12 protein-coding genes are annotated in these 12203 nt (G+C 46.0%); 2 read left to right on the forward strand and 10 right to left on the reverse strand.

Annotated elements, in window-relative coordinates:
• Positions 1-58 precede the first annotated feature (58 nt).
• The 3 genes from FE785_RS02980 to FE785_RS02990 form a co-directional block, all read right to left on the reverse strand.
• Positions 59-940 (reverse strand): bile acid:sodium symporter family protein, encoded by an 882-nt coding sequence (locus FE785_RS02980; protein ID WP_138564263.1) that lies wholly within the window; start codon positions 938-940, stop codon positions 59-61.
• 143 nt (positions 941-1083) lie between these two features.
• Positions 1084-2310: an EAL domain-containing response regulator gene (locus tag FE785_RS02985; RefSeq protein ID WP_138564265.1), complete on the reverse strand. Its 1227-nt coding sequence runs from the start codon at positions 2308-2310 to the stop codon at positions 1084-1086.
• The gene (locus FE785_RS02990) at positions 2311-4917 is read right to left on the reverse strand and encodes an ATP-binding protein (protein ID WP_138564267.1); all 2607 of its coding nucleotides are present in this window, start codon (positions 4915-4917) and stop codon (positions 2311-2313) included.
• Between the two features lie 182 nt (positions 4918-5099).
• Between FE785_RS02990 and yaaA the strand changes: the two genes are divergently transcribed.
• On the forward strand, positions 5100-5876 hold the full coding sequence (gene yaaA / locus FE785_RS02995) for a peroxide stress protein YaaA (protein WP_138564269.1): 777 nt from the start codon (positions 5100-5102) through the stop codon (positions 5874-5876).
• 17 nt (positions 5877-5893) lie between these two features.
• Positions 5894-6502: a class I SAM-dependent methyltransferase gene (locus tag FE785_RS03000; protein ID WP_138564271.1), complete on the forward strand. Its 609-nt coding sequence runs from the start codon at positions 5894-5896 to the stop codon at positions 6500-6502.
• 303 nt (positions 6503-6805) lie between these two features.
• Here FE785_RS03000 and FE785_RS03005 read toward each other — a convergent pair whose 3' ends face one another.
• From FE785_RS03005 to FE785_RS03035, 7 genes are all read right to left on the reverse strand, one after another.
• Positions 6806-7048 (reverse strand): hypothetical protein, encoded by a 243-nt coding sequence (locus FE785_RS03005; RefSeq protein ID WP_168188899.1) that lies wholly within the window; start codon positions 7046-7048, stop codon positions 6806-6808.
• 23 nt (positions 7049-7071) lie between these two features.
• On the reverse strand, positions 7072-7980 hold the full coding sequence (locus FE785_RS03010; RefSeq protein ID WP_138564275.1) for a hypothetical protein: 909 nt from the start codon (positions 7978-7980) through the stop codon (positions 7072-7074).
• Positions 7981-8049: 69 nt separating this feature from the next.
• Positions 8050-8940 carry an NHL repeat-containing protein gene (locus FE785_RS03015; RefSeq protein ID WP_138564277.1) on the reverse strand — a complete coding sequence of 297 codons (891 nt, stop codon included), beginning with the start codon at positions 8938-8940 and terminating at the stop codon, positions 8050-8052.
• 242 nt (positions 8941-9182) lie between these two features.
• Positions 9183-10043 carry an Hsp33 family molecular chaperone HslO gene (hslO, locus tag FE785_RS03020; protein ID WP_138564279.1) on the reverse strand — a complete coding sequence of 287 codons (861 nt, stop codon included), beginning with the start codon at positions 10041-10043 and terminating at the stop codon, positions 9183-9185.
• Between the two features lie 28 nt (positions 10044-10071).
• Positions 10072-11109: a lipoyl synthase gene (gene lipA / locus FE785_RS03025; RefSeq protein ID WP_138564281.1), complete on the reverse strand. Its 1038-nt coding sequence runs from the start codon at positions 11107-11109 to the stop codon at positions 10072-10074.
• A 60-nt stretch (positions 11110-11169) separates the two neighbouring features.
• Positions 11170-11811 carry a lipoyl(octanoyl) transferase LipB gene (lipB, locus tag FE785_RS03030; RefSeq protein ID WP_138564283.1) on the reverse strand — a complete coding sequence of 214 codons (642 nt, stop codon included), beginning with the start codon at positions 11809-11811 and terminating at the stop codon, positions 11170-11172.
• A 75-nt stretch (positions 11812-11886) separates the two neighbouring features.
• Positions 11887-12171 carry a YbeD family protein gene (locus tag FE785_RS03035; protein ID WP_138564285.1) on the reverse strand — a complete coding sequence of 95 codons (285 nt, stop codon included), beginning with the start codon at positions 12169-12171 and terminating at the stop codon, positions 11887-11889.
• Positions 12172-12203: the final 32 nt, after the last annotated feature.

A 12203-nucleotide genomic window follows, 5' to 3' on the forward strand; every position in this document is an offset into this window, starting at 1 on the left:
AAGCCCTGCTGGATAAAATATCCGGCAGGGCTTGGTTTGAGATGTTGTGGTAAGGATTTTAGGCTTGCTTTGTCAGCATCGAATTAACACGTTTATTGATCCAGTAGCCAAATAAAAGGCCCGTGACAAACATAATCAACGAATAGGTCACTGCAGGAATCATCATCACTTCACTGCCAATCAAGGTGCCGGCAACAAACAAAGCCAGTGTACCGTTTTGTAGGCCGACTTCAAAACCTATCGCAATTGATTGCTCACCATTCAGGCGGCTTAATTTGGCCAGTTGATACCCCAGCATCAGTACCGAGATATTCAATACCAAGGTTGCCAGCCCTGCCTGAGCGAAGAAGTCGAGCATATTGTCGCGATTCTTGGCGACAATCAGCAATACGATTAACGCCAAGAAAAATACCGAGAACCATTTGATTACGGTTTCAATTTTTTTCGCAACGGATTCCCAGCGGGATAAGACAAACATTCCCAAGGCGACCGGAATAATGGTAATGACCATTAATTGAACCATGGTCTTCAACACTGGCAAACTGAATTCCGTGGCATTGCCCATAAAGTAGTCCATGCTCAAGGCGGCAATCAACGGAATGGTAAACGGCGTGATAACACTGACAACCGCAGTTAAACTGATGGACAGAGAGACATCGCCTTTACTCAGGTAGGTAAACATATTTGAGGTCGCGCCACCCGGTGCCAAAGCGATAATCATCAGACCCACGGCGATTTCCGGCGGCAATTGGAATGCCAGAGCAATAATAAATGCCACAATCGGCAATAAAATCATCTGCCCGGTCAAACCTATGGCCATGGCTTTAGGGGCCTTGAATACATCCTTAAAATTTTGCAGACGCAGTGACAAACCCAAACCGAACATAATCAAAAACAGCGCGGCGGGTAGAATTACTTTAGTTAGCAGGTCTGGAGACATCAAAAATCCTCGATTAGCATCAGTTAAAAAACTTTCTCGGATTTTACGGATAAACTCTGTAAATACCAATTAAAGATTTGTATTGGCTCATTGCTTGTCTGTTGTTAGGTGGATGCCAATCATTGGAAAATTAATCAAACTGATCAATGGCACTCCTCAATGCGTTTATTGATTAGCTCTTGGTTATTGTCAAGATACTCAATGAGTTTTGTGGCTGGCATCGGTTTGGCAAAATAGTAGCCTTGTGCGATATCGCATCCCATTTCAATCAGTTTTTTGGCAGTCTTTGCATCTTCAATGCCTTCGGCAACAACCTTCATGTTCAAATGTTGGGCCATATGAATGGTGTCGGCGGTCAACGAAGCACTGCGTTTATCGGAGGTGATCTTTTCGATAAAAGTCTTATCGATTTTCAACTCGGTGAACGGCATGCGCTTGATATTCTCCAAAACTGCTGTGCCGGTACCGAAGTCATCAATCGATAACTTAAATTGTTTCAAACGCAGGCGAGCCAAGATATCCAAGCCGGTATGCAGGTGTTTGATCGCGCTGCTTTCGGTGATCTCGATAACGATGTTGTCAGGGGAGATGTCCGCTTGCTGAAAGCGGTTGGCAAGGGTATCGGGCAGGTCGAGATTGTCCAGGTCTAGTGCCGAGACATTGATTGACCAGTATAGAAAGGGATCGGCTGTATTGAAGTGTGTGTGGATATCGTTGATCAGCTGCGTTATGACGCAATCGAGTAAGAGTTCATTCAAGCCGTTGGCTTCAATGACATCGATAAAACCGTTGGGGTAAACCGGCTTTCGATCGCCATCAAGCAAACGACAAAGGACTTCCACGCCGGTGACTTTGTTGTTTGACAGGCATATTTGGGGTTGATAATGTAGCTCGATATGACCATTGCTTAAGGCGAAAACTACTTCGTCCAGCGGCATTTCGGTCTGAATGCTATCGTCAAGAAAGGACTGTGTCAGGTCGTGGCTTTGCTGGCGGACATGGTTTTGCAAGATGTGCTTGATGTCGCGTAGTAAAAACGGTTTTTGCAGACTGGGTAAGAGGTTAAGGCCATGGCTGGCGGCCAAATCGTAAGCGGTACTTAGCACGCCTTCATCGAAACCGCTCATAATGACAATTTTACCTTGAAAGCTTTGTGCCGCTAGAGTGCGGAGCAATTGAATGCCATCCCGATTAGGCATATTCAAATCGAGAAACAGTAAATCGATATCCGGGTTTTGCTGCAATGCCTCTTCAAAATATTCGGCATTATCAATATAGGCGCAGCCGATATTGAGCAATTCGGCGATATCGCTAATCAGTTCACCATATTTCGGTTCATCGTCAATAACAAGTACACGTATTTGCATCATCTAGTCCTCGTTAATGTCGTTAAGCGCTTGATGGACAGCTTCATAAAAGCTCTGAATCTGGTAAGGTTTGCGTAAAAACACCGCGTGATTAAAGAGTTGGTCACGTTCCTTGACCATTTGTTCGGAGAAGCCGCTGGTCAAAACGTATTTGATTTCCGGCATTTCGGCTTTCACCTTATGGTACAAATCTAGACCATCGAATTCGCCCGGCATAATAATGTCGGAAATGATGAGATCATAATGGTTGTCGAGAATCATCTCCCAAGCAGTTACCGCACTTTTGGTTGTATCACAGCTAAACCCTAAATTACTCAGCAGGGTTTCGGCAATTTCTCGTAGATCTTCCTCGTCATCAATAATCAAGACTTTCAAACCTTTACCATCAGGCAGATCAAATCTAGTCTGCTGGCGTTTTTGTGAAGTGGCTCGGGTATCACTTACCGGTAGATAGAGGTGAATGCTGGTGCCTTTATTGACTTCACTATAGATGCGCATATGGCCTTTGGACTGTTTGATAAAGCCATAGATCATCGCTAACCCCAAACCGGTTCCCTTGCCCTTTTCTTTGGTGGTGAAAAACGGTTCGAGAACCTTTTCAATATATTGCTTTTCGATGCCGGTACCATTATCGGTGATATCGATCAGCACATAATCACCAGCCGCCAACTTTTCAGTTTGGCTTTTGACATAGGTTTCATCGAGGTATACAGGGGTCGACGTAATCAATATATGACCGCCATCAGGCATTGCATCTCGGGCATTGACCACCAAATTAATCAAGGCATTAGTCAATTCATTGGGGTCTATATTGACCTGCGGCAATGACTCTGCAATTTGCAGTTCAATGCGAATTTTCTGCTTAATGCTGTGTTTGAGCATATCGATCGTGTCGGTCAATAAAGGAGCTAATTCAACGTTTTCACTGGCGAGTGCCTTTTTCCGGGAGATGGAAAGAAGCTTTTGGGTCAAGTCGGCGGCTGATAGAGAGGCTTTTTTGGCTTTGCCCAATTGCTTATAAGCTTTGCTTTCCGGGTCTACACTCAATTCAATCAGTTCAAGGTTGACCAGAATGATGCCTAACAGGTTATTAAAGTCATGCGCGATACCGCCACTGAGTTGGCCAATGGCTTCCAGTTTTTGTGATTGTCTGAGTTGCGATTCAAATGCCGTGCGTTGGGTGACATCATGAACCAGTGTAATGGCTTTGATCTGATTATCGAAATTAGCTGGATCGACAATGACTTCAAATAGTCGAGTGCTGCCATCAGGGTGCTGATAACTGAAAGGGGCATTTCGGGTGACATGAATGCGTTTTGGGTTTTGGTTGAATGTATGTCGATGATGGACGTGTTTTTCCTTGAAATCTTCCGGCATCAGTATTTCGACCGGGTGACCGAGCAACTGTTCACTGGTGAGACCAAAAATCTGTTCGGTCATTTTGTTGACGGTTTCAATTATGCCTTGATTATCGACAACCAGTAAGCCTTCGGGAATGGCGTCAATCAGTTTTTCAAAACGCGTATTGGAACTTTGCAGTTGTTTGCGTTGTTGTGAAAGATGGGTCAATGATTGTTGTAAACGTCGACCCGTGGCAAAGATATACAGGCCGATTATGCCAAGTAGGCTGGCTATCAGATGCGGCCAGTAGTTTTGCCACCAATTATTGGCGGAAAGTTCATTGATGTCGCGGTAACCGACAATGTACCAAGGTAAATCATTTGCATTGCTGGCCAAAAATGCGGCGTGAGGGTCATTGCTGCATTGAGCGGCACCACAGATTTTGCTGGATACATAGAAAAGTTCATTTTTGAAAAAACTGTGGTCTGTTTTCAGATTGATCAGTTTATTCCAGATATCGGGTTTTGTGACTTGCAGACTGGCTTCTGTTTGATTGAACATAAAGCCCCATAAATTCACAGGATGATTGGCATAAAGATAGTAACCGGCGTTGTTAACGATGAAAAACTTGGTTTGGGTTTGTTTGACCAAATCATCAATGCGATTGAGCAGATATTGCGCATTGATATTTACAATCAGGTAAGCGTTGATTTGATTATGATCGCTTATCGGCGTGATTAAACGTAAAGTGGGTTGCCAAGGTTGTTGAATCTCACCGTTTTCAATATTTAAATCCAACGATGATTGGTAGATTTGGCCAGGTCTGAGTAAGCGTGCTTGTTTGAAATAATAGCGTTCAGATTTGTCTTGCAGGTCTTTGCTATCAATGATTTCAAGCCGATTGCTTTTGCGGTCAACCCGAACGATTTCCTTACCCTGCAAATCCAACACCCTAATCTGCATATATTCGGGGTGATAAGTCGAAAATACTTTGTACTCATTATTCAGGTTGTCGAAGTTTTTTTCAGATCGATCTGCAATAAAGGTTTTCAGTATCTGCTGTTGACTGAGGGAAAAAATATCGGAAAAGGATTGCGCGATATCATTGATGATTGTCTGTTGAATATTGTCTATCAGGGTATGAACTTGTTGCATTTTTCGTTCGGCGCGCTGGTTCTTGTCGATATAAAATATCGACAGCATTAAGCCGATGAGTAGCAGCAACACGGCAAATAGCACCAAATTGGAATGCTTACTTTCTGAGGACATGGGCGTTCCCTAGTTTGTTCTGTATCAATCATCATATTCCTGTAAGGGAATAAGAAGAAATAAGTATTATTTAATGCCTTCTAACAGGTGTGTTTATAACCAATACATTTAGTAGGGTATTTATGCTGCGCTACTGAGTTTATAATGGGTCTCATGTTTATTTCAGTAGAAGGGTAATTGTCATGTTAATGGTGGTATCGCCAGCCAAGGCGTTGGATGAAACATCCAAGGTTCAAACCGATTTACATACGCAGTGTGCATTTTTAGATCAGGCTCAACAGCTGATTGATGAATTGCAGGCGCTTGGTCCGGTTGAGATCGGCCAGTTAATGCACATTAGCGATAAATTGGCGGAATTGAACTATCAACGTTTTCAGGATTGGCAGCAGCCGTTTACCGATGACAAGGCCAAGCAAGCTGCTTGGTTATTCAAGGGCGACGTTTATCAAGGGCTTGATGCATACAGTTTAGATGAAGCCGCTGTTGTCTATCTGCAAAACCATCTGCGCATTCTTTCGGGTTTGTATGGTCTGTTGAAACCTTGCGATGATATGTTGCCTTACCGTTTGGAAATGGGAACCAAGTTTGCCAACGCCAAAGGCAAAGACCTCTATGCGTTCTGGGGTAATCAAATCACCGACTTACTCAATCAACAACTGGCCGAATCCGGTTCGAATACTTTGGTAAATCTGGCTTCTAACGAGTATTTTAAAGCGGTTAAAGCCAAGCAAATCAACGGTCGTGTGATCACTCCGATCTTCAAAGACTGGAAAGGCGGTAAATATAAAATCATCAGTTTTTATGCTAAAAAAGCGCGCGGCCTAATGGCGCGTTATGCGGCCGACCATAAGTTGGAAAATGCCGAAGATCTGAAATATTTCGATTATGAAGGTTATGCCTTTGCTGCCGACTTATCATCGGAAACCGATTGGGTGTTTACCCGCAAGCAGGAAGATTAAGGTAGCCAAGGGACATTATGAAAGAGTTTTGGGATCAACGTTACAGTCATGAAGAATTCGCCTATGGTATGGAGCCGAATAGTTTCCTGGCGCAAAACTACTCACGCCTTCCAATGGGCAAGGTGCTTTGTTTGGCTGAAGGTGAGGGGCGTAACGGGGCATTTCTTGCCAGTAAAGGTTATCAGGTCACTGCAGTGGATCAATCTGAGGTGGGTTTGGCAAAAGCACAACGTTTATGTCAGCGTTTGTCGACCCAGATGAACACGATTGCAGCTGATCTAAACGAATATGATCTTGGCGAAAACAAGTGGGACGGGGTCGTCGCGATTTCGGCAATGGTGCCGCCCGCTATTCGTGAGAAGATGCATAAAGCTGTGGTCAAGGCGTTAAAAGCGGGCGGTGTATTGATTTTGGAAGCCTACACCTTGCGCCATACCCAGCTACCCGGAATCGGCGGACCGCCGGCAGAGCAGAAGCAGATGTTCATGTCGCTTGAGCAGTTGAAGCAAGAGTTTGCCGGTTTGCGAATACTGCATGGCTTGGAAACCGAACGAGAAATGAGTGAGGGCCAATACCATCAAGGATTAAGCGGTGTGGTACAGGTGATTGCTCAAAAACCGCACTAACGCCAATCAATTCTCTAACGGTTTTCTAGCTTGGTGAATCTCTTCCAAACGCCAAACAGGTTGCCTGATTTTTTGCAAATCCTGAAGCGCCAGTTGGTGGTCTGTGTTTATCATTTTCGATCGGTAACGGTAAATAAAAGCCGAAGCGCGCATCTTGGCAGCACAATGCAGCCAAATTTTTGTTCGGAATTCTGCTCGAAAGCGCTGACAAATAAAGCAAAATACTCTGCCGTGGAATGATCGAATTCCACCGGAATATGAATGTAAGCTAGGCCAGGCGTCGCCCATAAAACGGCTTTATTCTTAATGGCATTGACCGAATCCTCGAAGACGAGCTTGATGACGGTGACAACCGGCTTGTCGAGTCAGTGCGAACGGGTTGGTGGCCGGTTGCCCTGAAGAGTCGATGCGCACATTCAATTTGTGGTAATGGAGAATATCTGCCAAGCTGCGGTTTGCCGCGGTAATCCTCAATTGGGTTCGCGACACACTGAAAAGACAGCGAACCCCGGATTTAAAGGTATTGAGCCTGTGACAAGGCGCCACGGTTTGATCTGCTTAGAATGCGGTTAATTGCCAAGAGGCAAGATCACCAACTTGTTTTCCTTGAAGAGCGGAATCAACAGACGATTGCGTTTACTGTCCATCCCCATGTCCGCCGGAGAGGTTAGGCCCTCGATAATCATGCTGTAACGACCTTTGCGGTAACGGTATACCGAAGAGGTTTGCCAACTGGAGATGGCAAAGCCGCCATCGTTTAATTCAACAAAGCCATCCAGTCTTGCCGCTGGGGGCGCTGGCAGGGTTTGCGTGGAACCGTCTGCATTGATGCGCGACATTTTCGCTTCGGAAAAATAAACCGCGTGCAATACATTATGGGCGTAGAGCACGCCGTTTGGACGTCCCATTTTCGGGTCTTTGACTAAGGTTTCGATACTGCCATCAGCGTCAATTTTATAGATTGCATCCGTCAATGAACCGGTAAATCCGGGAGCTAAACCGGTATCGGAGACATAAACCGCATCCCCTTGCGCGGCTGTTACCCCATTTAAAAAGCTCGCGCCTTCGACTTCAATCGATTTGAGCGCTTTGCCGGTGGTGACATCGAATATTCTGATTTGATCTATATCCGCAACATAAAGCTTATTGCCGATAATGCTCATGCCTTTAGGCGCATCGAGTGCAATGTCTGGCTGGGCGCCATCAATCCATTTCAGCTCAATGATTTTGCCCTCTGGACTGACCTTGGAGATAAAGCCGTTATCGTCCTTAGCGAACGGGCTGCCGTTAATGTTATTGATTAGATAAACATCTTCGGCGGCAAAGTATTCGGCCGACTCGGGCGTGGCAAAACCGACATTTTCCATTGTGATTTTATCGGCTTTTGCTATTGAAGCGGCCAAAGGTAAGGTCGCCAACAGGGAGTAGCTGGCGAACTGTTTGGTTTTTTGCAATAGGTTGTCAAAGAAAATATTCATGGCAAATCTCCTTGATTGACACGGTGGATCGAATCTTAAAACACTTTTTATCGATCGGCCTTGATGGTTTTACAGGTCAAAAACCAATACCTTGTTTTCGTTAAATAGTGGAACCAGCAGGCGGTTACGTTTTGTATCGACACCCATATCGGCGGGTGCATTTAGAAACTCGGCAAAGGTTTCATAATCATTGTCGCGGTAGATATCAATTGAGGAACCTTCCCAGCTCGACATGGCGATGCCGCCGTCCGGCAACTTGACCAAACCATCAAGACGCGCCGCCAAGGGTTCGGGTAGTAAGCTTTGTGTGCCGTCGGCGCTGATTTTCATCATTTTGGCACTGCTGAAAAACACCACGTAGAGATTGCCGTTGTCATACAAAATGCCATTAGGACGCCCCATTTTCGGGTCTTTTAGAATCGTTTCGACCTTGCCGTCGGCTGAGACCTTATAGATGGCATCTGTGCCGGAGGACTTAAAACCGGGAGCCATGCCGGTATCGGTTACATAGAGCTCATTGCCAGCGCCTTCGGAGACGCCATTCAAAAAACTGCTGCCGCTCACCTTAATCGAGGGTAGCTGCTTGCCTTGCGGTAGCTGAAATACCCGGATCGTATCAATGTCGGCGACATAAAGCTTATTGTCGATAATACTCATGCCTTTGGGTGCATCCAGGTCGATATCGGCATCGGCGCCATCAATCCATTTCAGGTCAATGATCTTGCCATCAGGAGCCATTTTGGAGATAAAACCGTTATCGTCCTTAGCAAAAGGGCTGCCATTGATATTATTCACTAGATAGACATCTTCGGCGGCATAGTATTCAACCGATTCCGGCGTGGCAAAGCCGACGTTTTCAACGCTGATACGCGGGGCTGCCGAGGCATTATTTGCCAGACTGGTGACAAACAATAGAGCCAGTAAATATTTAAACGGTTTGATTGGATAACGAAATTGCATGACAAGGCTCCTGAGTTCAACCCGAAAATCAATGGGGTTTGAGTGTGGATAAGGCGATCACCGATGTTCGTAACAAGGTTTGTAAGAGACGATATTAAAATTAAATGTGTTATCCGACAAGTATTTTTTAGTATGAATTACAGCGCTGTTTTGAGTTCAGCTAATTTTTTGCCTTAGCCACAAAAAAGCCCGATTATCAGCTGATATCGGGCTTGAATCAGTATCGGGACTAATTACGGGGGTTATTGCAGGGTTTCTCTCTGCTCTGCGAACAAGGCATCAATATCTTCTTTTTTGAAGCGCATATGGAAATTACACATCTCATTGTGGATAACGATTTCACCTTGTTCTTCCAATACCTTGCGTACCTCGGCTTCGCCTAAACCGCGCAGCATGGTTTTAACGCGTTCTTCATCCTTCGGGCAGTCATAGCAGACTTCTTGTGCTTCAAACAGCTCCAGAGTCTCCTCGTGGAATAGACGGTGCAAGAGCTCATCAACCTGTAAACCGGTCAACTCCTCGGTGTTGACGGTCGTGGTCAAATGCACCACTCTGTCCCAGCCGTCGGCATCATGGCCGTCGGTTTCCGGCATTTTCTGAATCATCACGCCGCCAATGCCATTGCCATCGGCACCTAACCAGATCTTTGACGGCAGTTGCTCAGACTGGCTCAAGAAGGTTTCAAACGCTTCGGCAACGCTGTCGCCCTCACGCGGAACATAAGACTGGAAATGATGATCGGTTTGCGTGTTTTCCAGGGTCATCAGAATTTGACCATCGCCAAGCAGTTCATCCATCGTGCTTTGATCGGTGATTTCCTGATTGGTTTTGGCAACCCCGCGGATTTTCAGATCATGAGTGACATCGACCACCAGTAGCGAAATAGGGCCTTTACCTTGTACTTGCAGGGTAATACGACCTTTGTGTTTCATGCCGCTGGCCATCAATACAGATACTGCCGTCAATTCACCCAGCAGCTTGATAATGGCTGGTGGGTAATGGCGATCGGCAATCATCTCTTGCCAGGCATCTTTCAACAGGATGTGCTGACCACGGATATTGAGTTCTTTAAATAAAAAACGATGTACGAGGTTATTTGACATAAGAATTACTCATTAAAAGCCTGTGGTATCAGGCATCTATGGCAATGGCATTGGCAATCTCGTCGGAGACTTCCTTAGCCTGTAAATCGGCGTGATAGGATGAGCGCACCATCGGGCCTGCGGCGACATTGGTAAAGCCCATTTCATAACCGGCGGTTTCGACCTGCTTGAACTCATCCGGTGTCCAATATTTTTTCACGCCAAGGTGATAGCTGCTCGGTTGCAGGTATTGGCCGACGGTAAGCATCTCGACATTGTGGGCACGCAGGTCACGCATTACCTGAAGCAGTTCTTCCATGGTCTCGCCAAGGCCGACCATCAGGCCGGATTTAGTGACCACTTGTGGATTCATTTCCTTAAAGCGTTTCAGTAAGTCCAATGAGGCTTGATAATCCGCACCCGGGCGTGCTTCTTCATAGAGACGAGGTACCGTTTCCAGGTTGTGGTTCAGCACATCCGGGGCTTGTTGGCTCATGGTTTCCAAGGCAACACTTAAACGGCCACGAAAATCCGGTACCAGCGTTTCCACTTTCAGTTCCGGCATGGCTTTGCGCAGCTCACTGACCACATTGGTAAAGTGCTGAGCACCACCGTCACGGAGGTCGTCGCGGTCAACCGAAGTGATGACGACATATTTCAAACGCATCGCCTTGACGGTATCGGCCAGATGTTGCGGCTCGTTTTGATCGAGCGGTTTAGGGCGGCCATGAGTCACATCGCAAAACGGGCATTTACGGGTACAGATGTCACCCATAATCATAAAGGTCGCGGTACCGTGACCGAAGCATTCACCCAGGTTCGGGCAAGAGGCTTCCTCACAAACCGAGTGCAGGCCTTTTTCGCGCATAATGTTTTTCAATTCTTTAACGCGATGGATATCTTTGGCTTTTGGCAATTTGGCTTTGATCCAACGCGGCTTTTTCAGCTTTTCGGCATTGGGATCGGGACGATGCTTAAGGGATTTGGTTTTATATTGACCCTTTGGCATCGATTGGTTTTTTTCCTTCAAAGAAAGGTTACCAATCGAATCTAAGCCAATCTCTTGAATTTGTGGGGGATTAGACATAACTCACACACTCGGGTCGTTAAAAATGAATGGCCATATTATAAAGGATTTAGCCTGCGATTAGGGAGTAGGCTGAATAATTCTCTTGGCAAGCAGGTTTGCCAGGGTCTCACCGGCCTGGTTGAGTGTCGGCATTTTTTCGGCAGCGGTGAAATCGCTCAGCTGGGTCATTTTCATGCCTTGCAGGCCGCATGGGTTGACCCATTCAAACGGGGTTAAATCCATATCCAAATTCAATGCCAAGCCGTGATAACTTTTGTGTTTGCGGATCTTCAGCCCTAAAGAGGCGATTTTATCACCATTGACATAAACACCAGGAGCATCGGTTCGTGCTTGGGCTTCAATGGCAAAGCCGGATAGATAATCGATGATGCTCTGTTCCATTGCGCTGACTAAAGCACGCACGCCCAATTTATGGCGTTTTAAATCAACCAAAACATAAAGCACCAATTGTCCAGGAGCGTGATAGGTCACTTGACCACCGCGATCGGTCTGTACCACGGCGATATTATGTTGTTGGAACCGTTGCGCCTGTAGCAGGTGTTCGGCTTTGCCATTCAGGCCTTGGGTCAAAACCGGCGGATGCTCGACTATCCAAATCTGGTCATCGCTCGAATCATCGCGCTGATCGGTGTAATCGCGCATCGCTTGCCAAGTGGTTTGATAGTCTTGACGCCCGAGTTGTTTGATTTGCAGACTCATGGTGTATCTCGATGATGGATAGCTGGCTGACGCCGGGCAAGTAGGACTGTCCGGCGAGGTAAATCAGAGTGACCTTTAAAGTGACATGAGTACTTCGGGGTGTTTTTTCAAATCGCCGTAGATGCCGTGAATCTGTTCGATACAGGTGGCATAGATGGTGATGTTGACGGAAATAAAACGTTCCCCTTTAGACGGCACTATCTCAATGTTTTCTTTTGGCGTATTGGGTGCGTATTTACAGGCGATATCAAATACCAGCTCGATAAAGTCATCGCTTTTGCGACCCATAGCCTTCAGTTTGAAATCACAAGGAAACTCGATCAGAGTTTCATTATCGGGAGTATGTAAATCTTTAGTCATAGCGCTGTCTTATACATTACTTCGGTGAATCG

Source organism: Thiomicrorhabdus sediminis (assembly GCF_005885815.1).
GTDB lineage: Bacteria > Pseudomonadota > Gammaproteobacteria > Thiomicrospirales > Thiomicrospiraceae > Thiomicrorhabdus > Thiomicrorhabdus sediminis.

What these genes read in the sequence shown, in the direction of transcription:
- FE785_RS02980 (WP_138564263.1), bottom strand. Translation starts at nt 940, where the DNA reads ATGTCTCCAGACCTGCTAACTAAAGTAATTCTACCCGCCGCGCTGTTT.
- FE785_RS02985 (WP_138564265.1), bottom strand. Translation starts at nt 2,310, where the DNA reads ATGATGCAAATACGTGTACTTGTTATTGACGATGAACCGAAATATGGT.
- FE785_RS02990 (WP_138564267.1), bottom strand. Translation starts at nt 4,917, where the DNA reads ATGTCCTCAGAAAGTAAGCATTCCAATTTGGTGCTATTTGCCGTGTTG.
- yaaA (WP_138564269.1), top strand. Translation starts at nt 5,100, where the DNA reads ATGTTAATGGTGGTATCGCCAGCCAAGGCGTTGGATGAAACATCCAAG.
- FE785_RS03000 (WP_138564271.1), top strand. Translation starts at nt 5,894, where the DNA reads ATGAAAGAGTTTTGGGATCAACGTTACAGTCATGAAGAATTCGCCTAT.
- FE785_RS03010 (WP_138564275.1), bottom strand. Translation starts at nt 7,980, where the DNA reads ATGAATATTTTCTTTGACAACCTATTGCAAAAAACCAAACAGTTCGCC.
- FE785_RS03015 (WP_138564277.1), bottom strand. Translation starts at nt 8,940, where the DNA reads ATGCAATTTCGTTATCCAATCAAACCGTTTAAATATTTACTGGCTCTA.
- hslO (WP_138564279.1), bottom strand. Translation starts at nt 10,043, where the DNA reads ATGTCAAATAACCTCGTACATCGTTTTTTATTTAAAGAACTCAATATC.
- lipA (WP_138564281.1), bottom strand. Translation starts at nt 11,109, where the DNA reads ATGTCTAATCCCCCACAAATTCAAGAGATTGGCTTAGATTCGATTGGT.
- lipB (WP_138564283.1), bottom strand. Translation starts at nt 11,811, where the DNA reads ATGAGTCTGCAAATCAAACAACTCGGGCGTCAAGACTATCAAACCACT.
- FE785_RS03035 (WP_138564285.1), bottom strand. Translation starts at nt 12,171, where the DNA reads ATGACTAAAGATTTACATACTCCCGATAATGAAACTCTGATCGAGTTT.